At 52.2% G+C, this 24,244-nt stretch carries 25 protein-coding genes; 10 read left to right on the plus strand and 15 right to left on the minus strand.

Annotated features, from left to right (window positions below; translation table 11 throughout):
* The gene (locus tag IEV97_RS12310; protein ID WP_188501775.1) at positions 1 to 513 is read right to left on the minus strand and encodes a hypothetical protein; all 513 of its coding nucleotides are present in this window, start codon (positions 511 to 513) and stop codon (positions 1 to 3) included.
* A gap of 185 nt (positions 514 to 698) precedes the next feature.
* Here IEV97_RS12310 and IEV97_RS12315 point away from each other — a divergent pair, with 185 nt between their 5' ends.
* A complete protein-coding gene (locus tag IEV97_RS12315; protein WP_188501776.1) occupies positions 699 to 3,038 on the plus strand; it encodes a penicillin-binding protein 1A in 2,340 nt (779 codons plus the stop codon).
* 95 nt (positions 3,039 to 3,133) lie between these two features.
* Here the strand turns inward: IEV97_RS12315 and IEV97_RS12320 are convergent, their stop codons facing one another.
* From IEV97_RS12320 to IEV97_RS12330, 3 genes are all read right to left on the minus strand, one after another.
* Positions 3,134 to 4,060: a TIGR01777 family oxidoreductase gene (locus IEV97_RS12320; protein WP_188501777.1), complete on the minus strand. Its 927-nt coding sequence runs from the start codon at positions 4,058 to 4,060 to the stop codon at positions 3,134 to 3,136.
* A gap of 118 nt (positions 4,061 to 4,178) precedes the next feature.
* Positions 4,179 to 4,874 carry a GTP cyclohydrolase I FolE gene (gene folE, locus IEV97_RS12325; RefSeq protein ID WP_229733923.1) on the minus strand — a complete coding sequence of 232 codons (696 nt, stop codon included), beginning with the start codon at positions 4,872 to 4,874 and terminating at the stop codon, positions 4,179 to 4,181.
* Positions 4,837 to 5,244, minus strand: a complete 408-nt coding sequence (locus tag IEV97_RS12330) for a 6-pyruvoyl trahydropterin synthase family protein (protein WP_188501778.1) — start codon at positions 5,242 to 5,244, stop codon at positions 4,837 to 4,839. Before IEV97_RS12330 ends, folE begins: the two co-directional genes overlap by 38 nt.
* 221 nt (positions 5,245 to 5,465) lie before the next feature.
* Between IEV97_RS12330 and IEV97_RS12335 the strand changes: the two genes are divergently transcribed.
* Complete coding sequence (locus tag IEV97_RS12335; protein ID WP_229733924.1) at positions 5,466 to 6,170, plus strand: DNA repair ATPase; 705 nt, start codon at positions 5,466 to 5,468, stop codon at positions 6,168 to 6,170.
* Between the two features lie 37 nt (positions 6,171 to 6,207).
* Positions 6,208 to 6,612: a hypothetical protein gene (locus IEV97_RS12340; protein ID WP_188501779.1), complete on the plus strand. Its 405-nt coding sequence runs from the start codon at positions 6,208 to 6,210 to the stop codon at positions 6,610 to 6,612.
* A 103-nt stretch (positions 6,613 to 6,715) separates the two neighbouring features.
* Here the strand turns inward: IEV97_RS12340 and IEV97_RS12345 are convergent, their stop codons facing one another.
* From IEV97_RS12345 to IEV97_RS12385, 9 genes are all read right to left on the minus strand, one after another.
* Positions 6,716 to 7,303: an inorganic diphosphatase gene (locus IEV97_RS12345; RefSeq protein ID WP_188501780.1), complete on the minus strand. Its 588-nt coding sequence runs from the start codon at positions 7,301 to 7,303 to the stop codon at positions 6,716 to 6,718.
* A gap of 172 nt (positions 7,304 to 7,475) precedes the next feature.
* A complete protein-coding gene (gene rplS / locus IEV97_RS12350) occupies positions 7,476 to 7,829 on the minus strand; it encodes a 50S ribosomal protein L19 (RefSeq protein WP_007657440.1) in 354 nt (117 codons plus the stop codon).
* A gap of 165 nt (positions 7,830 to 7,994) precedes the next feature.
* Positions 7,995 to 8,672, minus strand: a complete 678-nt coding sequence (gene trmD, locus IEV97_RS12355; RefSeq protein ID WP_188501781.1) for a tRNA (guanosine(37)-N1)-methyltransferase TrmD — start codon at positions 8,670 to 8,672, stop codon at positions 7,995 to 7,997.
* Positions 8,673 to 8,684: 12 nt separating this feature from the next.
* A complete protein-coding gene (gene rimM / locus IEV97_RS12360; RefSeq protein WP_188501782.1) occupies positions 8,685 to 9,248 on the minus strand; it encodes a ribosome maturation factor RimM in 564 nt (187 codons plus the stop codon).
* Positions 9,249 to 9,260: 12 nt separating this feature from the next.
* Positions 9,261 to 9,809, minus strand: coding sequence for a 30S ribosomal protein S16 (locus IEV97_RS12365; protein WP_188501783.1), 549 nt, complete (start codon positions 9,807 to 9,809; stop codon positions 9,261 to 9,263).
* Between the two features lie 284 nt (positions 9,810 to 10,093).
* Positions 10,094 to 10,864, minus strand: a complete 771-nt coding sequence (locus IEV97_RS12370; protein WP_188501784.1) for an acyl-CoA desaturase — start codon at positions 10,862 to 10,864, stop codon at positions 10,094 to 10,096.
* Between the two features lie 346 nt (positions 10,865 to 11,210).
* Complete coding sequence (locus IEV97_RS12375; protein ID WP_229733925.1) at positions 11,211 to 11,888, minus strand: RluA family pseudouridine synthase; 678 nt, start codon at positions 11,886 to 11,888, stop codon at positions 11,211 to 11,213.
* Positions 11,889 to 12,045: 157 nt separating this feature from the next.
* On the minus strand, positions 12,046 to 12,864 hold the full coding sequence (panB, locus tag IEV97_RS12380; RefSeq protein ID WP_188501785.1) for a 3-methyl-2-oxobutanoate hydroxymethyltransferase: 819 nt from the start codon (positions 12,862 to 12,864) through the stop codon (positions 12,046 to 12,048).
* Positions 12,865 to 12,947: 83 nt separating this feature from the next.
* Positions 12,948 to 15,656 (minus strand): putative LPS assembly protein LptD, encoded by a 2,709-nt coding sequence (locus IEV97_RS12385; protein WP_188501786.1) that lies wholly within the window; start codon positions 15,654 to 15,656, stop codon positions 12,948 to 12,950.
* A gap of 72 nt (positions 15,657 to 15,728) precedes the next feature.
* On the opposite strand from IEV97_RS12385, the gene IEV97_RS12390 reads away from it, so the two are divergent.
* The 4 genes from IEV97_RS12390 (at position 15,729) to IEV97_RS12405 (ending at position 20,469) form a co-directional block, all read left to right on the plus strand.
* Positions 15,729 to 16,511, plus strand: a complete 783-nt coding sequence (locus tag IEV97_RS12390) for an N-acetylmuramoyl-L-alanine amidase family protein (protein ID WP_188501787.1) — start codon at positions 15,729 to 15,731, stop codon at positions 16,509 to 16,511.
* A 22-nt stretch (positions 16,512 to 16,533) separates the two neighbouring features.
* Positions 16,534 to 17,589, plus strand: a complete 1,056-nt coding sequence (locus tag IEV97_RS12395; RefSeq protein WP_188501788.1) for an MlaD family protein — start codon at positions 16,534 to 16,536, stop codon at positions 17,587 to 17,589.
* Positions 17,590 to 17,679: 90 nt separating this feature from the next.
* Positions 17,680 to 19,308 carry an acyl-CoA carboxylase subunit beta gene (locus tag IEV97_RS12400; RefSeq protein WP_188501789.1) on the plus strand — a complete coding sequence of 543 codons (1,629 nt, stop codon included), beginning with the start codon at positions 17,680 to 17,682 and terminating at the stop codon, positions 19,306 to 19,308.
* 312 nt (positions 19,309 to 19,620) lie between these two features.
* A complete protein-coding gene (locus tag IEV97_RS12405) occupies positions 19,621 to 20,469 on the plus strand; it encodes a transglutaminase-like domain-containing protein (protein WP_188501790.1) in 849 nt (282 codons plus the stop codon).
* Between the two features lie 136 nt (positions 20,470 to 20,605).
* On the opposite strand, the gene IEV97_RS12410 is transcribed toward IEV97_RS12405, so the two are convergent.
* Together IEV97_RS12410 and IEV97_RS12415 are read right to left on the minus strand one after the other, a co-directional pair.
* Positions 20,606 to 21,193 (minus strand): thioredoxin family protein, encoded by a 588-nt coding sequence (locus IEV97_RS12410; protein ID WP_188501791.1) that lies wholly within the window; start codon positions 21,191 to 21,193, stop codon positions 20,606 to 20,608.
* 30 nt (positions 21,194 to 21,223) lie between these two features.
* On the minus strand, positions 21,224 to 21,862 hold the full coding sequence (locus tag IEV97_RS12415) for a 4'-phosphopantetheinyl transferase superfamily protein (RefSeq protein ID WP_188501792.1): 639 nt from the start codon (positions 21,860 to 21,862) through the stop codon (positions 21,224 to 21,226).
* 84 nt (positions 21,863 to 21,946) lie between these two features.
* Here IEV97_RS12415 and IEV97_RS12420 point away from each other — a divergent pair, with 84 nt between their 5' ends.
* The 3 genes from IEV97_RS12420 to folB are packed head-to-tail and all read left to right on the plus strand — an operon-like array spanning position 21,947 to position 24,222.
* The gene (locus IEV97_RS12420) at positions 21,947 to 22,915 is read left to right on the plus strand and encodes a WD40 repeat domain-containing protein (protein WP_188501793.1); all 969 of its coding nucleotides are present in this window, start codon (positions 21,947 to 21,949) and stop codon (positions 22,913 to 22,915) included.
* A complete protein-coding gene (locus IEV97_RS12425; RefSeq protein ID WP_188501794.1) occupies positions 22,875 to 23,855 on the plus strand; it encodes a DivIVA domain-containing protein in 981 nt (326 codons plus the stop codon). Before IEV97_RS12420 ends, IEV97_RS12425 begins: the two co-directional genes overlap by 41 nt.
* 10 nt (positions 23,856 to 23,865) lie before the next feature.
* A complete protein-coding gene (gene folB, locus IEV97_RS12430) occupies positions 23,866 to 24,222 on the plus strand; it encodes a dihydroneopterin aldolase (RefSeq protein ID WP_188501795.1) in 357 nt (118 codons plus the stop codon).
* Positions 24,223 to 24,244 lie beyond the last annotated feature (22 nt).

Below are 24,244 nucleotides of genomic sequence, written 5' to 3' on the forward strand. Positions count from 1 at the left end.
TCAGTTACTTTTCACGATTCCTGTAGCCCCGGCCCCAATGCTGAAGTTATCGCCAGCATTACTGAACAATTGCCAATATTCTTCCTGCGGCTTACCCAGGTCAGGCGCTAAGATCAGGCGGTCGCCGTTCACAAAAGTCAGGGCAATGCCGTAGGCGTCTCTTACTTCGGAGTGCTCTACTGCCAGGGCCTGGCTGCTGATCACGAGTCCCTGCAGGCGCTGGTCGCGGAGGTTGGCGCCGGGCACTTTCCAGTCGAACTTGGGGGAGGGCAGGCCGGGCTCCCGCTTGCGCATGAACACCTCACTGTGCTTGATGGTGTCGCCGTTGGCCAGTTCAAAAGTCCAGGGGCAGTTCACGGCCAGGGTATAGAGGCCAACGTCGAGGATTAGTCCCTGCGGCGTGGTATAGCTGGTTTTGCCGAAGTGAAAGTACTGCACCAGTTCGCTGCGGGTGGTCTTGGTTAGCGGCAGGCCTTTGATTTTGTCGAACGCTACCTGTAATTGCTCTTGCATGGGCGTATGGGGAATGCTATGCGGCAAAGATAGGCAGGGCCTGCCAAAGTTATAACAGCTAATGCATATCGCTGACTAAGTTTTATGCGTTTCTGGAAAAGTATTTGGACACAAAAGGTATATTTGCAGTAGATTAGAGAGAAGCGATCCGGAAAAATACAGGCAATTCGCCCTGATGAAATAACATGCTGCAAGAGCAAGAAAAAGAACAAGTAAAGCAACCGGCTAAAAAGAGAAGGTCCGTTTACGGCCGCATCATTGGCTATACCTGGAAGCTGTTTCTGTTGGGACTGATGGTGGTGGTCGGTTACCTGGTAAGTGTGGAGTATAACTTCTTCTACCTCTTCGGTTCCTCCCCGAGTCTGGATAGGCTGGAAAACCCGCGTAGCGACCAGGCTTCCGAACTCTACACTGCCGACGGCCAGCTGATCGGAAAGTACTTCCGCGAAAACCGCAGTCCGGTGGGCTTTAAGGAAATGTCGCCAACGCTCATCAACGCCCTGATCGCCACCGAGGACATCCGGTTTTACGAGCACGCAGGTATAGACCCGACGGCCATTTTTGGTGCCGTATACGACAATCTCCGCGGCGAAAGCCGGGGCGGCAGTACCATTACGCAACAGCTGGCCAAAAACCTGTACAAGACCCGTACCGACGACTCCAAAGGCGTACTGGGCCACATACCGGGTCTGAACATCGTCATCTCCAAAACAAAGGAGTGGCTCACTGCCATCAAGCTGGAGCAGCGCTATACCAAGGAGGAGATCCTGGCCATGTATCTGAATACGGTGGACTTTGGCAGTAACTCGTTTGGTATACAGGTAGCCTCCAAGACCTTTTTCAACACCTCCCCTGACAGCCTCAAGTCCGAGCAGGCCGCCGTGCTGGTGGGTTTGCTCAAGGCCCCGACCTACTATAGCCCGCGCTTCAACCCCGAAAATGCCACCCGCCGCCGCAACACCGTGCTGGGGCAGATGGCCAAGTATGACTACCTCACCCAGGCGCAGGCTGATTCCCTGAGCCAACTGCCGCTGGTGCTGGACTACAAAGTAGAGAACCACTACGACGGACCGGCGACTTACTTCCGGGGGGCGGTGGCTGACTTTATGAAGGAGTGGTGCAAACAGAACGGCTACGACCTATACCGCGACGGCCTGAAGGTATACACCACCATCGACTCGCGCATACAGGCGCATGCCGAGGCAGCCATGGAGCAGCAGATGCGCACCCTGCAGCGCCGCTTCGATAACCACTGGAAGGGCAAGAACCCATGGGTAGACGAGAAAAACAATGAAATCCCGGGCTTCATAGAAGAAACGATCAAGCGCACCGACTACTACAAGCGCCTCAAAAAGAAGCACGGCGACAATACAGCCGCGATCAACAAAGAGCTGAACACACCGCGCGAGATGATGGTGTTTACCTGGGATAACCCGGAGCGCGAAAAGAAAATGACCATGTCGCCGCTGGATTCGCTGCGCTACTACAAGCGCTTCCTGCACGGCGGTATGATGACCATGGATCCCTTCTCCGGTGAGATCAAGGCCTGGGTAGGGGGTATCAACTACAAGTACTTTAAGTTCGACCACGTGAAGCAGGCGCGACGCCAGCCAGGCTCTACCTTCAAGCCGTTCGTGTACGTGGCCGCCATCGATAACGGCTACTCGCCCTGCGACAAGATCGTGGACACGCGCATTACTATCAATTATGTGGAGAAAGGGGAGAAGAAGAGCTGGTCGCCTACGAATGCTGACTGGGAGTATACCGGTGCGCCGATGACGCTGCGCCGTGGTATGGGTAAATCAGTCAATTCTGTCACGGCCCAACTCACGGAGCTGGTTGGCTGGGAAACTGTGGTGGACTACGCGCACAAGCTAGGTATCAGCAGCCCGCTGGATAAGGTGCCCTCCATTGGCCTGGGACCGAGCGATGTGTCCGTGTACGAAATGGTGGGTGCCTACAGTACCTTCCCGAACCATGGTTTCCATACAGCGCCGCGCTTTATCACCCGCATCGAGGACCGCGAAGGCAACGTGATCGAGCAGTTTGTGCCTGAGCAGAAGAAAGTGCTGAGCGAAGAAACGGCTTTCCTGATGATGCACATGCTCAAAGGAGGTATAGAAGAACCGGGTGGCACCTCGCAGGCGCTCTGGGAATACGACCTCTGGAAGGGCAACGAGATCGGGGGAAAAACCGGCACCACCTCTAACCACTCCGATGGCTGGTTTATGGGTGTAACCAAGGACCTGGTAACCGGTGTGTGGGTGGGCGGCGAGGACCGCAGCATTCACTTCCGCACCTCTAGCCTGGGCGAAGGCTCCAAGACGGCACTGCCGGTATACGGCCTTTTCATGGAGCGAATCTACAAAGACAAAGACCTAGGCTATACCATGGGCCGCTTTCCGGGGCCAACCGTCAAGATCAACAAAAAATACAACTGCACCACCGTGCTGCCAAAAGCGGAGCCCGACTCCCTTTTCTTCGATCTGAATTTTGAGATTCCTGAGTTGATCGATACCTTTTAAGCTATACCTGAACCATAGAAAACAGCAGCGCCGACTATGCTAATAGCCGGCGCTGCTGTTTTAAAGTAAGTGCTATACCTGTGACAATAGGGAAATCAGCTTTTGTCTTTGCTCTTGCTGTAGAAGGATTCCAGGGCCTCGTCCAGGTAATTGTATTCGAAGGTGAAGCCGGTCTGCAGCACTTTGTTGGCGCTCACACGCTGGCCGCTCAGCACCACATCGCTCATTTCGCCGAGCATCAGGTTAAGGGCAAAAGAAGGCACTTTGGGCAAAACCAGGGGCTTGTGCATCGCCTCAGCCAGGGCTTCTGTAAACTCCTGGTTGGTAACAGGGTGAGGAGCCACGGCATTGTATACGCCAGTGAACTGCGTGTCTTCAATGGCCCGGATATAAAGGCGGCACAGGTCATCGATGTGGATCCAGGACATGTACTGCTTGCCACTGCCCAGCGGGGCGCCCGCCATCATTTTAATCGGTCGGGCCATCTGCGGCAGCGCGCCGCCCTTTTCGCTCAGCGCTATACCTGTGCGCAGAATGACGGTGCGTATACCCAGGTCTTTGATCTGCCACACGGCCGCCTCCCAGGCTTTGCATACCTCAGCCATGAAGTCTTCGCCGTAGCTGCTCTCCTCCGACATCAGCTGGTCACCTGAGTTGCCGTAAATGCCGATGGCAGAGGCCGAGATAAAGCCTTTCACGCGGTGCTCTTCTTGTTTGCGGAGACTGTTGAGTAGCAGTTGCGTGCTATCTACCCGGCTGCGCAGAATTTCGCGCTTGCGTTCTTTCGTCCACTTCTCATCAGCCAGTCCGGCGCCCGCCAGGTGGATGATGTAGTCGGCGTAGGTAATGGCGTTCTCATCCATGTATCCCTCCTTTATATCCCAGCGGAACGTCTTGTAGTGAGAGAACTTATCAGGAGCTCTGGACAGATGCGCCACCTCATAGCCCTGATCGATGAGCATCTCCGAAAGACGCGATCCGATCAGCCCTGAACCACCTGAAATGAGTATTTTTCCAGCCATAAATACTGATCGTTGTTATAATTTATATAGAAATATATCTATACGTGTAAGGACTAACTGAAAGTTGCTTTCAACGATCAAAACCGGCAGGCGGCGCTAAGGTTCGCTCGGGCGGGTCTTATTTCTTGCGGATGTGGTTCAGGAACTCGTTGCGGTACTGGTCCTGCTCAAACAGGCCGGAGTACTCTGCCGTGATGGTGCTGCTGCTCACATCATTCACGCCACGGCTCATCACACAAAGGTGGTCGGCCTCGATCAGCACGGCTACGTTCTCGGTCTGCAACGCCTGCTTCAGCTCGTTGGCGATCTGCATGGTCATGCGCTCCTGCACCTGCGGGCGGCGGGCGTAGTACTGCACTATCCGGTTCAGTTTAGAAAGGCCGATCACATGCTCGTTCGGCATATAGGCCACATGGGCTTTTCCGATGATGGGCACGAAGTGGTGCTCGCAGGAAGAGTACACGGTGATATCGCGCTCTACCAGCATCTGCTTATACTTGTACTTGTTCTCAAATCGGCGGATAACCGGTTTGTTCTCCGGGTGCAGGCCACTGAAGATTTCCTGCACATACATTTTGGCAACGCGTAGCGGCGTTCCCTTCAGGCTGTCGTCTGTGAGGTCGAGGCCCATGGTATGCATAATTTCGCGGAAGTGCCTTTCAATGATCACGATCTTCTCGGCGTCAGAAAGGGCAAATGCGTCAGGGCGCAGCGGCGTTTCCAGAGAGCCCTTCAAGTGGTCGTCTAGCTCCTCCGCGTCAGGGCCCAGGTCCTGGTTATCCATTATATTCAACAAAGTTTCGTTCCGTTTCATAAAGCGTTACTGCCAGTTCATACTCCCGGCTTATTTTTTCCCGCAATCGCTCCCAAATGACCATGGCAATGTTTTCGGCGGTCGGGTTCAGCTGCCTGAACTCCTCGGTGTCGAGGTTGAGGTTTTTGTGGTCAAACCTGTCGATCACTTCTTCCTTCACCAGTGTGCTGAGCTTTTTCATGTCGTACACATACCCGGTGTCCTCGTTCACGGCGCCCGTTAGCTTCACGATGAGCTCATAGTTGTGCCCGTGGTAGTTGGGGTTGTTGCACAGCCCGAAAACCTCCGCGTTCCGCTCGTCGCTCCAGGCCGGATTGTGCAGTCGGTGTGCGGCATTAAAGTGCTCTTTTCTGCAGATCGTTATTTTCATTGCGGTTCAAACAGGTGGGCCTGTGTTATTGTTCGCGTACGTGAAAAATTCACATTGGGCTAGCCGGGCTGTAAACCTACAAAGTTAAGCTTCGTGGCCCCTAAACCCAAACAGAACAGTCCCTAAATTAATCCGGGCTCTTATATCTGATATATGCTATGGATTAGCTATTTTCGTAGGTATACGATTGTTCCTGTCAAATCATTATTTCTAAGTAGAGTATGCGAGTAAAAGGATTATTGGTAGCGGCCATGTTGCTGGTATCGGGTATGGCGAGTGCGCAGGTCATGCAAGTGGAGGAAAACGAACAGGTGGTGAGCGGCATCAAGCGCAGCGGCCAGCAGCTGAGCGTGCAGCTGGACCCTAAGTTTGTAGAGAAGATCTGGAAAGACCATTTGTCGCAGGAAGCAGGCAAGGTGAAACACTCCAAAGGTGTTTACACCGTTGAAGAAGCCAAGCTGAAAAGCATCAGCAAAGAGCCGGTACGCGTGATCTCAACGGTGGGCACGCACGCCAAGGGCAGCTATGTCTGGTGGTCACTCGATATGGGTACGACTCATCTCGATAAAAAAGCGACACCGGAGGTATACGCCGCCGCGGAGCAATTCATGGAAAGCTTCGGCAAAAAGCTGTACCAGGAAGACGTGCTGTTGCAGATTAACGAGGCCGAAGCGGTGCTGCGCAGCACCAAGAAAGAGCAGGACCGGGTGGTAAAGCAGGCCAACGATCTGCAACTGAGCATTGAGCGAAACAAGAAGCGCAAGCAGGAGCTGGAAGCCGAACTGGTGCGCAATGCCGACGAACTGCGCCAATTGGAGCAGAATGTGGAGCTGAACGTGAAGCAGCAGGAAGCCAGCCGCCAGCAGGTGCAGGCTATGGAGAAAGCGGTGGATGAGGTAAGAACCAAATTGCGTGATATCAAATAAGGTATAGTTGCTATACCTGTGTTAGCCAAATTTTGAGATGCCTAAGTTTCCAATGATTAATATTACAGATAGTTGGAGTCATGAAGAAGATGTTCTTGAATACTATTTGTTTGATGACGTTATATTAACTGGGAGCGATAAATTATTCCAGCAATATTTCCACAATAAAATTTTTTGTGACTCAGATGGACAATTGTATAAAGTAATCGGTAAAACCCTTCCGGCACAGATATGGCGGAAGATATTCAAGTTTCTGCCAAATGTTTACAAAGTAAAACTACATTTCGAGAAAGTGAATCAAAGAATGGAGGTTGAGCAGCTTCGAGCCTTTATTTTACAAAAGTTACATCAGTTGGAGCCTAACGAGGTACTTGCCAAATGGATTAATCAAATTAATAAAGCAAAGAGTCATGCGGAGATAATTGGAACAGAAATAAAATAAATACTGGCTACCTATGTGCAGCTTTGCCTCTCTCACCAGCTGCACGAGTAACGATAAACAGAAAAGCCTCCTGATCCGGAGGCTTTTCTGTTTTAGGGCTTGGCTATAGTTTCATCCAGCGCTGTATTTCCTGTTCGGCGAACTGCTCGTTGCGCCAGCCTACAAACTTACTTTTGGCGGTGGGGTTGTGGTGCACGAACCATTGCTGCAGGATGGCCTTAGCGGCTGGGTAATCAGCGGTAAAGCTATTGTAGTCGGAGGCGTTGATGGAGCGCTCGCTCGGCCTGGCCGGTACCGCGATGATCTTGTGGTCCAGCTCGCCGTCTGTTTCCAGCTGCAGCACGCCCACCGGAATCACTTCCATCACCGTGCCCGTAGCAACACTCCCGGCCAGAACTACCACTTCCAAAGGTTTTTTCTGTGCGTTGGTTTCGGTAGAGGGTATAAAGCCGAAATTGGCAGGGTAGGGCAGGAAAGTTATGATGCGGTCCTGACCGGCCTGCTGCTCTGCTTCAAAGGCTTTCGTTTGCCGGTTGTAGTGCAGCTTGGTCGAACTGCCGGCTGGCACCTCTATCACGGCCTGCAACTGTTTTTTGCCATTGTAGGTGGGCAGGGCGGTATAGTCTGTCTGGCAGGAGGCCAGCAGGACTAATGATAGCAACAGGAAGGTATAGCGCTGTAGTGTTTTCATGGGTGAAGGAGGAGTCAAAGGTAGAGAGAAGGTATAGCTGCACAAATATAGCAAGCCAGGCCAATGTAGGTATAGCCTGACAGGTATAGCAGGTATAAAAAAAGGAGCCGTTTGGTTAGAAACGGCTCCTTTTACTAAAACTATGGAAAACTTATGAAAACAGGTTCTTTAATTATCTTCTTTCCTTGATACGAGCAGCCTTACCCTGCAGACCTCTCAGGTAGTACAGTCTAGCTCTTCTAACACGGCCTTTTCTTACAAGCTCGATCTTCTCGATAGATGGAGAAAGCAGTGGGAAAATACGCTCCAGACCAATCTGGTTAGACACTTTTCTTACAGTGAAAGTCTCACCGTTTGTGTTTACGTTCTTGCGCTGAATAACAACGCCCTGGAACTGCTGGATACGCTCTTTGTTACCCTCACGGATTTTCACGTGGATGTTGATGGTATCACCAGACTGGAAAGTCGGGAAAGAGGCGCGCTTGTCTGTAGATTCCTGCTCGATAAATTTAAGTAATTCGCTCATGGCTATGTTGTTAAAGCTAAATATCTTCTTCAAAATTCGGACTGCAAAGATATGCAATTATTTATTACTTAAGAATCTTTGCAGAAAAAAAATGTAAGTTTTTGAAACTTATCCCTGAAAAGCGCGAATGAAGCGATTTTTGCACCTTCACAACGGCTATTCTAATTACTCGTTGAGCAGGTCTGGCCTGCGCTGTCTGGTGCGCTCCACCGCCTGCTCAAAACGCCACTGCTCTATTTTAGGCCCGTCTCCGGAAAGCAGAATATCGGGCACTGTCATGCCTTTGTAGTCGGCCGGACGGGTATAGACTGGTGGTGCCAGCAAACCGTCCTGAAAAGAATCCGTCAGGGCGGAGGACTCGTCGTTGAGCACACCCGGTATGATCCGGATAATGGCATCGGCCAGTACAGCCGCACCTAGTTCGCCACCAGATAATACATAGTCGCCTATGCTGATTTCATGGGTCACGTAATGTTGCCGCACCCGCTCATCCACGCCCTTGTAATGGCCGCACAGGATGATCACATTGCGGAGGAGGGAGAACTGGTTGACTATTTTCTGGTTGAGCGTCTGTCCGTCAGGCGTCATGTAGATGACAGCGTCGTACTCCCGCTCCGCCTTCAGATCAGACAGCATCCTGTCAATCGGTTCGATCATCATCACCATACCTGCTCCTCCGCCAAAAGCATAGTCGTCTATCTGGCCATGCTTGTTGATGGCGTACTTACGAAGATCGTGTATGTGGATGTCTACCAGACCTTTTTGTTGGGCTCTTTTAACGATAGAATGGCTAAAAGGACTGTCCAGCAGGTCGGGCTGGCAACTGATGATGTCAAATCGCATGATAACAGGGGGCTACTCGTCGCGGTCGTCGGCGTCGTCAGGGGTGCCGGGCTGGGTGTACACCTCCAGCAGGCCTTCCGGCAGGTTCACGTGCAGTACCTTGGCTTCGTGGTCGGCGCGTACAAACACTTCGTCCAGCACAGGTACCAGCATCTCCTGCCCGTTGTAGTCCATGGCCATCAGCTGTTGCTGCGGCATGTCGTAAAAGTCTTTCACGGTGCCAAGCGGGCCGTGGTTCTGGTCCACCACCTGGTAGCCGATCACCTCATGGAAATAGAACTGTCCCTCTTCCAGCTCCGGGAGCTCGTCGAGCGGCAGGTATAGGCTGACGCTGCGGAGTTTCTCGGCTTGCTCGATCGTTTTGATATCCTCAAAGGTGATAATAAAACGGCCTTTCTGCACAGGCTCCATCTTGTCAATAAAAAAAGGAATCAGCCTTCCCTGTTGTTCAAGAAAGACTGATTCCAAATCATCATAATCTTCGGGGTAGTCCACGTCAAAAAACGCAACCACTTGTCCCTTGATGCCATGGGTCTTGACGATGTGTCCTAACAGAAAGCAGTCATCAATATGCATGGCCGATTAAATTTATGCTTGCTCTTCAGTAGACTCGCCTTCAGCAGCTGGTGCTTCAGGAGCTTCTTCCGCTTCAGCAGCAGGCGTAGCAGCAGCAACTTTGGCAGCTTCACGCTGACGGATAGCCTCTGCACGAGCTTCTTTCACTTTTGTTTCAGCATCAAGAGCAGCCTTACGCTTCGCCTCTTTCTCAGAGCCAAGGGTAGTACGCTTGCTTTCGATCTTCGCTTCTTTCTCTTTCTTCCACTCCTCGAAACGAGCGTCAGCTGTTTCCTGGGTGATAGCGCCTTTCACAACACCGATCTGCAGGTGCTTCTTGTACAGAATACCTCTGTAAGAAAGCATCGCCTTCACTGTGTCAGTTGGCTGAGCACCGTTCATCAACCACTGGAACGCCTTCTCCTCGCTGAAATCGATAGAAGCAGGGTTTGTGTTTGGGTTGTAGGTACCCAGTTTCTCGATAAACTTACCATCACGTGGTGATCGAGCGTCAGCTACTACGATGTCGTAGATAGCAGATTTTTTGCGGCCTCTACGGGCCAGTCTGATTTTAACAGCCATTGTTTATATAAATATGTAAGTCGGCGAAACCCGTCCGCCAGTTTTTAGAACCGCAAAGGTAATGATTTCGTGCCGATTAATGCAAGATATTTTGGGAATTGATTTCAGGAGCCGCATAACAACTCTCATCTCGACAGCATGGAGAGATCTGGGGAATTTCAGGATTACCGTAATATTTCAGATTTCTCACTTTGTTCGAAATGACAAAGGAATATTGATATTACAAGCACCGGTCAGGTAACACCAAACAAAAAGCCCTCCGTTTCCGAAGGGCTTTTTTATGATTAAGCGTTGGCTTTTGTTCTGGGTGGTCTGGCTGCCTTTACCTTCACGGGCTTCAGCTTGATGATGCTCAGCTTGTCCAGCGTCCAGATCACCGGCCAGGTTGGGTCCACTTCCCACCACTTCACACCGAAGTTCACGCGGTTAGGCAGTTTGTGGTGGTTGTTCTGGAACAGTTCGCCGCCTGTCAGGAAGTCGAAGAAAAGCGAGTTGCGCGACTTGTCGTTGTTGTCGAAGTTCTGGTAGCCGTACTTGTGACCGCTCCAGTTCACGATCGCACCGTGCACCGGGCCCATCAGGAAGTGTAGTGGCAATAGCAGGAACATCCACCACTGCGTAGCGAAAGCGATGTAGAACAGCACATAAGCCACGCCCCAGCCAATACGAGAAACCTTCGAATCCCCGATCTTCTCGAGTGCTGGCCAGTGTGGGTAGTCGCCATCAAAGCGGCGCTCGGGCTCCACGCGATGGTTGAGTACGTCATTGTAAATGTTCTTGGTTTTCCACATCATCGCAAATGCGTTGTTGGAGTAATGTGGCGAATGCGGGTCACGCTCCGTGTCGGAGAAGGCGTGGTGCATGCGGTGCAAAATAGCATAAGCGCGTGGTGACAGGAAGGAAGAGCCCTGCGCGATGTAGGTCAGCAGGTAAAAGGCCTTCTCCCAGAACGGGTTCATGGTGAACATCTTGTGCGCCGCATAGCGGTGCAGGAAGAACGTTTGCACAAACAAAGAGAGGTACCAGTGCAATACGAAGAAAATAAGTATGGCCATTAAGCAATTAGTATGTTGAAGTGATTAATTCTGATTCAGGTATAGCGGCGCTTAAAGCAGTCACTACGCCTCCGCAAAATTACGATCTGATTCTATAGAAAGAATAAAAACCGGCATAAAAGTTCAGAAAGATGATAAATGTCAGCTTTTAATAATGACGAATGAGGGATGAATAGTGAAAAATGAGGAATGAATAAGTAATAACGAATAATGAATAACGGTATAGCGCGATGGGTTGAGAACAATGATCAAGGAGTGCCAGACGTGGGAGGCCAGGCTTATAAGCTGAAGCAAGGTGTAAGCTGATCGTATACCTGTACCTTAATCATTACTAATTATTCATTCGTCATTGCTCATTAACAAAAGGTTTCCAGATCGGAGCAGCGGGAAGTGGGGCGGTCACGGTAATCATGGTCTTCAGGGTGGGATGCTCGAACTGCAGGCTTCGGGCGTGCAGCGCGATGCTCTTGTCCGGCAACGGTTTGCTGGCGCCATACCTTAGGTCGCCGGCAATGGGGCAGTTCATAGAGGCCAGTTGCACCCGGATCTGGTGCGGACGACCCGTCACTGGATTTACCTCCAGCAGGTAGAGGTTGTCATACTGCCCGACCAGACGGTAGCTCAGCTCGGAGCGGAGTCCGTTTTGGTTTTCGCGGGCGTAGGCTTTGGTCACGTTGCGGCTGCTGTCCTTGATGAGCCAGTGCACCAGGGTCTGCTCAGGTATAGCAGGTCGGTTAAGCACCACGGCCCAGTACGTTTTTACGGTCTTCTTGCTTCGGAAAAGCTCGTTGAGGCGCGTGAGGGCTTTGGAGGTTTTGGCAAGCACCACCACCCCGCTCACCGGTCGATCCAGGCGGTGCACTATCCCGATGTATACATTGCCCGGCTTGTTATACTTCTCTTTGATGTAGGCCTTTGCCACGTCAGCCATACACTCGTCGCCGGTTTCATCGCCGTGCACAAGCAGCCCCGCCGGCTTATTCACCACCAGCACATGGTTATCCTCAAAAAGAACGTCTAGCAATTTAGTTGAGAGTTAAAAGTGAAGAGTTATGAGTTAAAAGTGTTTTATCCAGAGGTGTCCAGTATCAAAGCTGGTATTAGCGTTAAGACTATAGCCGCGGACTCTAACGTACGCATACCTTTCACTCTTAACTTTTAACTCATAACTATAACTCAAATTAATACGCTTCCTTCTCGTTCGGAAAATCTTTGCTCTTCACGTCCTTCACGTAGTTCTGCACGGCGTCGGTCATGATGGTATGCAGGTCGGCGTAGCGACGCAGGAAGCGGGGTTTGAACTCCTTGTTGATGCCCAGCATATCGTGCACCACCAGCACCTGTCCGTCCACGTGCGGACCCGCGCCTATACCTATGATCGGAATTTCGAGCTTTTCGGCAACACGCTTGGCCAACTCCGAAGGAATCTTCTCCAGCACGATCGAGAAGCAGCCCAACTCCTGCAGCAGGAGGGCGTCGTCGATCAGCTTCTGCGCTTCGGCCTCTTCTTTGGCCCGCACGGTATAGGTGCCGAATTTATAAATAGACTGCGGGGTCAGGCCTAGGTGGCCCATCACCGGTACACCAGCACTCAGGATGCGCATAATAGATTCCTTTATCTCAGCACCACCCTCCAGCTTGATGCCATGTGCGCCCGATTCCTTCATGATGCGGATGGTAGAACGCAGCGCTTCGGAAGAATTGCCCTGGTAAGAGCCAAACGGCAGATCCACCACCACAAAAGCGCGGTTCACACCACGGATCACCGAAGAAGCGTGGTAGATCATCTGGTCCAGTGTGATGGGGAGCGTTGTCTCGTGGCCGGCCATTACGTTGGAGGCGGAGTCACCGACAAGCAGCACGTCTACGCCGGCTGCGTCCAGAATGGTGGCCATGGAGTAGTCGTACGCGGTGAGCATGGAGATCTTCTCGCCGCGCTCTTTCATATTCTGCAGCTGGTGCGTGGTAACTTTTTTTACGTCGCTTTTATGAACAGACATAGGATGCTGGTTTGAGTTTGATTCAAAAGTATGAAATTCAAAACAAAACAGCCACCCGATTTGGCAAGTGGCTGTCACAGGGGTTATCGGTTGAAGCCAGACCTGTTCCGGGAGAGCTTCAGGTCGCGCAGCAGGGCAGAGCGAGCATTGATCGTCACGTTATAGCCGCGCATCAAACCGAATGGTCGCCAGCCGATGCTCATCTCCCAGCAGTGCAAGTCGCGGTAAATGTCGAGGCTGGCGTTGGAAATGTTCTGGTTGGTAAAGTCATACCCGGCCATGTAGCCAAACTTCCACTTTTCGGTTAGGTTCAGGGTGCCTTGCATGCCAATGTTCTGCGTAACCTCACCCCGGTTCTGCTGTGTGCCTCCGGTATAGTAGATCGTATAGTCCAGGTTTAGCGTCCAGGGAATGTTGAAGTCCACGTAGTCCGGCAGGAACTGGTCGTTCGGGTTCAGCATACCCGGCAGGTTAGTCGGTGGTGGCGTGTTCGTAGACCGCGCTTCAGGGTTGAAGTTGGCCCGCACGCTCAGGTTGGCATTGGTCAGCCTGGCGAGCTTAAAACCGGGACCCTCCAGCATATAGCGGTCTATAGAACGGTTACCATCCGGACTGGCTTGGTATGGGTTGAGAGTAGATGTAAAGTTCACATCAAACACCTTGAACAGGCGTGTGTTCATGCTGATGTTAATGGGGGAGAGTCGCAGCGAGTCGGCAGCCAGGTTGTAGTTAGTGCTTATGTTCAGGTTATCGATTAGGCTCACTTTCTCCGATTTGGCGTCTGTGGAGTCGCTGCGGGAGCGCACTTTCATCTCTACCCGGTTATTGATCTGGATGCCCAGACTGCTTTGCAGACCTCCTGACGGTACGTTGCCGTTAAAGCGCGGCAGCGTCTGGAAGATCGGCTGGTTCGTCAGCGAGTCTATTGCCACCTGGGTGGTTTGGGAGAAGCCGAAGCGGCTCTCGTCGCCGAAGTTAGGACGGTAACCGTAGCTGATGCTCGGAATCATGGTATGGCGGATGGCCTCCACCCGCTTGCTCTTCGGGAACTGCACGGTACCGTACACGGTCGTGTTGAGGGAGGCGCCAGCACCGTACTCGTACACCCTGCCAAAACTCGCCGTGTCGATGCGCACTGCCTGCTGCTCCTCGTCGTAGGTATAGGTCAGTTTGTTGTCGAACCACGACTCCCGGTAGGTAACGTTCGGCGTCAGGTTGAAAAAGCGGAGCACCTTGTAGTTGCCCAGCCCGATGTTAAAGTTGTGGTCGGCACTCTTCCGGCCGTTGCGCCAGAGCTCCCCCAGGTTGTCAAAGTTAAGCGCAAAAGAAGTGTCTCTTTCTGTGCCGCCCACCACAGGTATGTTGCCCAGTCTGCGGGCAGGCACCTGGTTCGACACCTCGTTGCGGACCCGCACGTTGTAGCCGAAGGTGAAGTTTTCATACCACTGGCCGGTCGGCACGTTCTTCGAGAAAAGCTCGTACAAGCTCGTCTGTGTCATCGCGAAGTTAAGGTCAGGTAGCGTGAAGCGCATGATCGTTGGAGCAGGCCTTCTGTTCTCACCTTCTCCCACAAAGCCACCGTTGTTCTGGCCCTGGCTCAACGTAGCGGTATAGCTGAAAGGCGAGTTCTGTATGTTCTTCTGGTAAGTGATGGTTGAGTTGAAGGTCGGGGCCAGGTACGCGTTCGAGCTGTTGAAATTCACGCGGTTGTGCTGACTGCTACCGGCCCGCACGTTGGCTGAGAAGCGACCACGTCCCGGCTTCTGCACCGGGCTATGCGACCAGTTGATAAAAGCCGTGCGCTGGGTAGGCGGCAGACCGGCCAGGCTGTTCGTGGAACGGTTCGGGTCAGCCACATCCGCTTCGTCATTTTTAAAGAAGTCGTAGCTGATGTTGAGATTGCCACGGTATGAGTAGCGTTTGATATACGTGTTGTCCACGGTCACCTTATACCCGCCCAGCGAGTAGATGTCGCCGGTGATGCGGGTGCCAATGTAGTCGTTGAGGGCCAGGTAGTAGCCCCCGTTGCTCAGGTAAAAGCCCCGGGCACGCGACTCGCCGAAGGTCGGCACGATCACGCCCGATGAGCGTTTGTTCTTTGGAGTCGGGAAGAGGCCGAACAGAAATCCGAGCGGCGTAGGTATATCGGCGATCACGAGGTTAAACGGCCCCGACATGATCTTGTCGTTAGGTATAGCCTTGATCTTGCCGGCGCTGATGTAGAAGTGCGGATGCTCCAGGTTACAGGTCGTGTATTTGTTGTGCAGACCGAAAATTTCGTTTGCCTCATTTTTTTTCACCACCTCGGAATGTATATAGCCCTCGCCTTGTTGCGTTACTACTTCTGAGATCCTGCCGCGCTTGGTTTTGTAATTATAGGCAATGCGCTTGGCAGCGTAACTTTCCGCGCCGTCCTTAAACACCGGAGTACCAGTCTCCTGGCCTGCTGAGTCGGCAAGGGTGGTGGCCGTTAAGGTATTCAGGTCGTAGTCGATCTGGATGTAAGCCGCCGAAAGCTCCATGGTGCCGTAATCAATTTTGGCATCTCCGTACAGATGTACTACTTTGCGGTCTACCTCAAACCGAATGGAATCTCTGGCAGAGTAATTGATTGTGGTCTCGATGTCGCCCTGGGGTGCCGCCGTTACGAGCGAATCCTGGGGTGGAGAGATGTTGACAGTGTCTTTTGGCGAGGCTGTAGTGGTAGGACGGCGGACCCGTTGACCCAGTGCAGGCTGGGTAGAAAGCACGGCGAGCTGCACCAGCAGCAAAAAGATTAAAATGTAGCGCAACTTCTTCAGACTTCCCTAAAGTTTTATTTATTTTGTACAAAGTTATTGTTTAACTTTTAACTAACGAGCGTTGTGAGAAATATTGTTACTATTTCAATTCTGGCCCTAAGTTTACTTTTACTCTCTTCCAGCAAGCTCGAATACCGCAAGGCGTATAAACTGCGCACGGTAGTAATTGATGCGGGTCATGGTGGCAAAGACATAGGCTGTAACGGCAAAGTTTCGCATGAGGCTGATGTGGCCTTAAAGCTGGCCTTGCAGGTCGGTGCGTTAATTGAGAAGAACGTGCCCGATGTGAAAGTTGTTTACACCCGCAAAGACGATACGTTTGTGGAGTTGATCGACCGCGCAGGTATAGCCAACAAGAACAATGCGGACCTGTTCATCTCCATCCACCTTAATGCGGGCCCTCCTTCTGCTTTTGGCACCGAGACCTATACCATGGGCCTTCATACCTCCAACAACAACCTGGCCGTAGCCAAGCGCGAAAACGCCGTTATCTTGCAGGAAGACGACTACAAGGAAAAATACGGCGGCTTCGACCCGAACTCTCCGCAGAGCCACATCATGTTCGCGCTGCACCAGAGTGCTTACATCGACAACAGCCTCCGTTTTGCCCAGAAAGTAGAAAATGAGTTTAAACACCGGGTGGGGCGCACCAGCCGCGGCGTGAAGCAGGCGGGCTTTCTGGTGCTCTGGAAATCCTATATGCCGAGCGTGCTGATCGAGGCCGGCTTCCTGACCAATCCGGCTGAGGAAAAATTCCTTAACGATAAAACGGGTCAGACGTATATGGCATCAGGTATATATCGTGCCTTCAAGGAATACAAGCAAGAGCTTGAAGCCATGAACTAAAGCATAACGCAAACTCACCTACGTGAAAATATCAAAGGAAATTAAGGTTGCCCTGTTGGGCATAACAACCATTGTGATATTATATTTCGGGTATGAATTCCTGAAAGGCTCCTCACTCTTCTCTAAAACCAACTCTTATCATGTGGTATACGACAGCGTGGACGGTCTTACCATCTCAAATCCTGTCTTTCTGAACGGCATACAGGTTGGCCATGTGAAAGACCTGAAGCTGCTTACTGACCGCGCAAACATGGTACGTGTGGACATAGAAGTGCGGAAAGACCTGCAGATCGGGGACTCTACCATCGCCAGCCTCGGCAACTCGGACCTTTTGGGAAGCAAGGCCATTACGCTCTTCCTGAAAAACAATAAAAAGCAATACAACGGTGGAGAGGAGCTGATCGCCTTCAAAGAGACCAGCATCACCGACATGCTTTCTTCTAAGTCGGTGCCGGTCATCGATAAAGTAGATACGACCCTTGCTCGCGTCAACCGCCTGCTCGACAGTGAGGCCAAAGGCAACCTGCAACAGATACTGGCCAACTCCAACAAAACGACAGAGGCGGTAAACGAGATCATACGCGAAAACCAGCGCAACATCAACCAGATCACCAAAAATCTAAGCCAGCTCACCTCGGCCCTCAACCAGACTCAGCGCAACATCGACCGACTTACCTTGAATATGGTTGAGATCACGGATACCCTGAAGCAGGTAGAAGTGAAGAAACTTGTAGCCGATGCCAACTCAGCCGTGAACGAACTGGAAGCCACGATCGCCAAACTCAACTCGAATGAGGGCTCACTGGGTCGATTGATGAACGATGAACAGTTGTATAACAACATGAACCGCTCAACCGAGGCGCTCAATTTGCTGCTGCGCGACATCCAGGCCTATCCGAAGCGCTATGTGCAGTTCTCGCTTATTGGTCGCAAGGACAGGTATAAGGTGGATGCCACAGGGCGGGTGATCACGCTGGAGGAGGTAAAAGAGCTGCAGGACGAGAACCCCGATGAGTTCCGTCGTCCGGCGCCTGACTCGGTAAAGGTAGTGCCTGGTGACACCACAAAAAGGCAATAGTGCATCTTATAAAAATTGTATATTTGTGAAATCCGCCCTTAAAGCGGATTTTTCATTGTAAGTAGTCCCCTTATTTATAATCACCCTTTCATGGATATCGAATTCAATAAGAACGAAGACTCTCTCAAACAGCTGAGTTTCCAGCTGAAAAGCAAACTGAAGAAAGTACACCTGGGCGGCGGCGAGAAGCGCATCGCAAAAGAGCATGCCAAAGGTAAAATGACAGCCCGCGAACGCATCGACTACCTGCTCGACGAAGGCACCGAGTTTCTGGAAGTGGGCGCCTTTGCCGGCGAGGGCATGTACCAGGAGGTAGGCGGTTGCCCGAGCGGCGGCGTAGTGACAGGTATAGGCTACATCAAAGGCCGCCAGTGCGTGGTGGTCGCCAACGACGCGACCGTGAAGGCTGGTGCCTGGTTCCCGATCACGGCTAAGAAAAATCTTCGTGCGCAGGAAATTGCCATGGAGAACAAACTGCCGATCGTATACCTGGTAGACAGCGCCGGTGTGTTTCTGCCCATGCAGGACGAAATCTTCCCGGACAAAGAGCACTTCGGGCGCATGTTCCGCAATAACGCTGTGATGAGCTCGATGGGCATTGTGCAGATCGCTGCGATCATGGGCAGTTGTGTGGCCGGTGGCGCCTACCTGCCGATCATGAGCGACGAAGCCCTGATCGTGGAAGGCACGGGCTCTGTTTTTCTGGGCGGCTCATACCTGGTAAAGTCAGCCATTGGCGAGAGTATCGACAACGAGACGCTGGGTGGCGCTTCCACACACTGCGAGATATCCGGCGTAACCGACTACAAGTGCAAAGACGACAAAGAGGCGCTGGACCACATCCGCACCATCTTCGATAAGCTGGGCGAAAACCCAAAGGCTGGTTTCAGCCGTGTGGAGTCTGCCGCTCCAAAGCTCGACGAGAAGCAAATCTACGGCATGCTGCCAGCAGACCGCACCAAGCCCTACGACATGATGGACATCATCCATCGCCTGGTCGACAACTCTGAGTTCGAGCCATACAAAGAACTGTACGGGCAGACGCTGATCTGCGGATTGGGTCGTATCGATGGCTGGGCGGTGGGCATCGTGGCCAACCAGCGCAAGATCGTGAAGAGCAAAAAAGGCGAAATGCAGATGGGCGGCGTGATTTACTCCGACTCAGCTGACAAGGCGGCCCGCTTTATCATGAACTGCAACCAGAAGAAAATTCCGCTCGTGTTTTTGCACGACGTATCGGGCTTCATGGTGGGCAGCAAGGCCGAGCACGGCGGCATCATTAAGGATGGCGCCAAAATGGTGAATGCCATGGCCAACTCGGTGGTGCCGAAGTTCACGATCATCCTGGGCAACAGCTACGGCGCCGGCAACTACGCCATGTGCGGCAAAGCCTACGATCCACGCCTGATCTACGCCTGGCCATCGGCTCAACTGGCTGTGATGAGCGGTGCCGCGGCAGCCAATACCTTGCTGCAAATTCAGGTATCAGCCCTGAAAGCGAAAGGGGAGGAGATCACTCCGGAGGCGGAGAACGAGTTGCTCGAGCGTATCAAAGCAAAGTACAACGAGGAGCTTTCTCCATACTACGCGGCGGCCCGCCTGTGGATCGACGGCATCATCGACCCACAGGAGACCCGCAAGGTTATTTCGATGGGGATAGAAGCCGCCAACCACGCGCCCATTGAGAAGCCGTATAATGTGGGTGTGATTCAAACGTGATTTTGCAGGTATAGCGCTGGTGGTATAACCTATTGCCGTTCAGTGCTATACCTGTTAGAACCTCTGCCGGTTAATTCGGATTCAGGTTTAACCATTTCGCTGCTGTAGACTCCGATCACTCCATGTTGAAAGTTGACTGGAAAAGGAGGCCTTGGACAGTTAGCAGCAGGCTTAAGCAGAAATAAGTGAAATATTATTTTCCATTCTGAAATCTTCGGGAGGAATAAGTGGTTAGTTTTAAGAACAGTGTTATACGTTTTGTGGCGTTTGCACTATTCATTACTTATTACGCTTTAACTATTACGCATTATTTTGACAAAGAAGGAAATAAAGGCGATGATCTCGCTGTTGGATGATATAGATTATGAGGTCGCGTCGCACGTAGAGCAGAAGATTGTATCATTGGGTGAGAGCATTATTCCCTTTCTGGAAGAGGAATGGGAGGAAACCCTGAACTCGGACCTGCAGAAGCGAATAGAGGACCTGATCCACAGTTTGCAATTTGACGGCCTGTTGCAGCGCCTCAAAAACTGGAAAGAGCGTGGAGGACAGGACCTGGTAGAGGGTATGTGGCTGGTGAATACCTACCTGTACCCGGACGTGGAACTGGCTACCTTGTCGAGAGGGCTCGATCAGCTGTACTATGACGCCTGGACGAACATGAAGGACAATATGCACCCTTATGACCAGGTGAAGTCGCTGAATAACTCGCTTTTCCGTGACAAGAAGTTTTCGGCCAACACCAAGAACTTTCACTCCCCGTCGAACTCCATGATGCACCTGGCGCTGGAGACGAAACGCGGAAACCCGCTGACGCTTTGCGTGATCTACATGACCGTTGCGCAGCGATTGGGTATGCCTGTGTACGGTGTGAACCTGCCCAATCTCTTTATCCTGACCTATAAACTGGGCGAAGTGCAGTTCTACATCAACGTGTACAACAAAGGCCTGATGCTCTCCAAAGCGGATATCGACAACTACATCGTGCAGCTCAACCTGAACCCGGTTGATATTTTCTACGAGCCGTGCTCCAATATCGAGATCGTGAAAAGGGCCTTGCGCAACCTGGCCTTCTCGTTCGAGAAGACCAACGACCTGGAAAAGGCAGCTGAGGTAACCAGGCTGCTGACGGCAATCACGGACGAGGACCCAACGGTATAAGCGCAGCAGCTTTCAGGTATAAAACGAAAAGGCCGGCTCTCAGAAGAGCCGGCCTTTTCGTTTTTATCTAATACAGGTATAGCGCTACCTTACAGTTCCAGGAAAATGGCAGGTATAGGTGCCGCTATTCATTTGATTAATATCGTTTGATCATACAGCCCGTGGCACGCTTGTCGGCTGTGCTGATGTTTTTATTGGCCAACACGTCGTCAATCACGGTTTTAAGGTAATTGTTGCGCACCCCGCTTTCCACCTGCGGGCTGTCATCGATCGCGCCCTTGTACTTCAACACAAACTCACCGCCCATGTTGTGCAGCACAAACACTTCCGGGGTCTTCGTAGCCCCGAATTTTTGACTGATGCGCTGCCCTTCGTCTGCCAGATAAGGGAAGCTGTAGTTTTTGGTTACCAGGTCCTCCATGGTATCGCTGCCCTCGCCCACACCTACACCCGGGTTGATGAAGATAAACTGCACACCCCGCGACGCATAAGTGCTGGACAAAGTAACCAGTCGGTTTTCGTAGAGCTTCGCGTATGGGCATTTGTTATCAGTAAACACCAGCACCACTGTTTTGCTATCGGCAAAATTGCTAAGCGACACAGCCTTGCCCTGGCCGTCTTTGAGCGAGAAGTCAGCCACTTTGCTACCAAGTTGGTAGCTGCCCTGCGCAAATACACTGGCCGTGACCAGGAATGCTACGACAAAAGAAGCCAGATATTTCATGTTTGTTTGTTTAGGTGCGTGTAAGTTGTATCAGCGATCAACACTATAGGTTAGTACGTGGTTGTGAAGCACTTCGTGATGGATCTGATACAATTTAGAAAAATTATCCGTAATAACGTGACCCTGCAATAAGTTGTTTTCAGGGTTCTGCGAAGGTTCCACCAGCAAGTTCTCCTTAAAAATAAGTCGTTTTTGGCTGTACATCTTGTACAAAGTTTCTTTGGCGCTCCAGTACAGACAAGTCTGCTGTTCATCGTCGGCGGTAAAAGCCTTCTCCTGGTCAGTCAGGAACTTGTCAGCTACCCGCAGCGCCTTCGCGCTTAGTAGTTCAATATCTATGCCAACATCATATTTTTCGGAAAGTATAACGGCGGCCAGTTGAGGAGAGTGGGTGATGGAAAGCTGAAACGGAGCTCCCGCAAACACGGGCTTGCCCGCGGCGTCGCGCAGCAGGGGCAGGGGTTCATCGGTGAAGCGCTGCAAAAGCTGGTAAGCGAGCGCCCTGCTGGCCAGCCATTCGCGCTGCCGTCTGGGGTGTGCGAGTAGCAGGCCCTCGTCAGGTATAAGGTGTGTCGGTAGCAGCGTGCGCAGTGCATCCGGCGTTTCGTCTAGCAGCCATACCCCCAGCAAGGTATGGGCGTCAAGTTCGCGGATATGGAGCAGGGGCATAGCGGTAATTTTGGATTGTCGGCGAGGGGTTCGCGGCATTTGTCGTAAATTTAGCTAAATTTAAGTACATCAGACCAAGTAGAGATGGCTAGCAAGATACAAGTACAGAAAGTCGCCACCCTGACAGGCCACCGCGATTGTGTGTATACCCTGGAGAACGGCGCCTCACCTACCACTGTTTATTCAGCGGGCAGCGACGGAATGGTGGCTTCCTGGGACCTGAACCAGCCGGATACCGGCGAACTGGTCGCGAAGGTCACCACATCGGTTTACGCCCTGCGGTTCGTGCCGGAGCGTAACCTGTTGCTAATTGGGCAGAACCAGGAAGGCTTGCAGGTAATCGACCTGCACAGCAAGGCCATTCATAAATCTGTTGCGTTGCCCAAAGTGGCGATCTTCGACATTGCCTACGTGCCGGAAACAGGACAGGTATATGTGGGGCTAGGCAACGGAGGTATAGCCGTGATCGGGGCCGAGGACTTTGAGCTGCGCAGCATGGTGCGCAAATCGGACAAGAGCGTGCGCTGCCTGGCCTACAACAAAACCACCAATGAGCTGGCCGCCGGGTATAGCGACCACACCGTGCGTATTTTCGACGCCACCAGTATGGAGCTGAAGCATGAACTGCCCGCGCATACCAACTCTGTGTTCACGGTCGTTTACTCTCCGGATGGCACGCAGTTGCTCACCGCAGGACGCGATGCTCACCTACGGGTTTGGGAGGTACAGGAAAAATACAAGGAGCGCGGCTATGTGATCGCCCACATGTATACCGTCAATCACATCACCTACAGCCCCGACGGACGCCATTTCGCGACCTGCAGCATGGATAAGTCCATTAAAGTGTGGGATGCGCAGACCTTCAAATTACTCAAGGTTATTGATAAAGTCCGAAACGCGAGCCACGGCACCTCTGTCAATAAATTATTTTGGTCGGCTCACCAGAATCAGTTAGTTTCGTGTAGTGATGACCGCACCATTTCGGTGTGGGATATAAAATTCAGTTTGGATCATGAAGATTACACCCTTAGAAATCAGGCAAAAGACATTTGAGAAGGCATTTAGAGGGCTGGACAAGGATGAAGTAAATGCTTTTTTGCTGACTTTATCGCAGCAGTGGGAAAAGCTGCTCGACGAGAACAAAGACCTGCGCAACAAGCTGGAGGCGGCTCACCGCGAGACGCAGAAGCTGCGCGAGGTGGAATCTTCATTATACAAAACACTTAAAACCGCCGAGGACACCGGCAACTCTATTCTGGAGCAGGCCAACAAATCGTCGGAGCTGAAGATCCGCGAGGCGCAGCTGCAGGCCGACCAGTTGCTGAACACAGCCCGCAACCAGGCTCGTGTGGTACTGGAGGACAGCCAGAAGCAGGCTGAGCGCATGGTGAGCGAAATGCAGCAGGAGGTAAAAGCCCTGGAGCAGGACTACCAGCGCATGGAGTCGTACCTGGAGAGCATGGTGCGTGACCTGCGCAACCTGGCCAACGAGGCGCTGGAGAAAGCCGAAAAGACAAAGTCAAAACCTAAAACCAGTACTGCCAGTATTCTTTCAAGAGCGGCCGAACTTCGGGTAGAACAGCCCGAGCTGCTGCGTAACATGAAAGATATGGAAACGACAACGAATAGAACGATACAACTGCCGGAGGCTACGGCCACTGCAGCAACTGCTATACCTGCTCTTGCCATTAGCAATGGCTACGAACCACTTGGCGATCCGGCCCCGGACGTGACACAGCCGCACCCGGAGATTCCGAACCCGGTAACGCCGGTGCCCAATGTACCATCGCCTGAGATCGAGCAGCCGAAGCCGGACTACCCGGGTACTATACCTGCCCCTGAGATTGAGCAGCCTATACCTGAGATTCAGCCGATCACACCGGATAAGCCTGAAGTGCAGCCTCCGATGACGGAGCCATCGCGCAATAGCCTGTCTGACTGGGCACAGCGCCAGCCGAAGCCTGCGGGCTCTTTCTTCGACGAGATAGGCTAGTTCGAAACGGATGGGACAGATTGCACTGGAAGGAATGGAGTTCTTCGCCTTCCACGGTTTTTACGACGAGGAGCAGAAGATCGGTAACAAGTACGGCATTGACCTGTTCATTGAAACCGATCTGAGACGCGCCGCCGAAAGCGACGACCTGGGGGAAACCGTGAACTACGAAGTGCTGTATGCGCTGGCGCTGGAAGAGATGAGAGTCCCGGCCCGCCTGCTGGAGCACCTGGGCCACCGGATCATTGATAAGATCTATGAGCGGTTCCCGTTTGTGCAGTCCGTCAAAATAAATGTATACAAGTTTAACCCTCCGCTTGGGGGCATTTGCAAGTGGGCCAAAGTGACGTTAGCAGAGGCCCGATAAGTTTACTTATTGATGAAGAGCA

The sequence above is a fragment of the Pontibacter amylolyticus genome (assembly GCF_014638845.1).
Lineage (GTDB): Bacteria > Bacteroidota > Bacteroidia > Cytophagales > Hymenobacteraceae > Pontibacter > Pontibacter amylolyticus.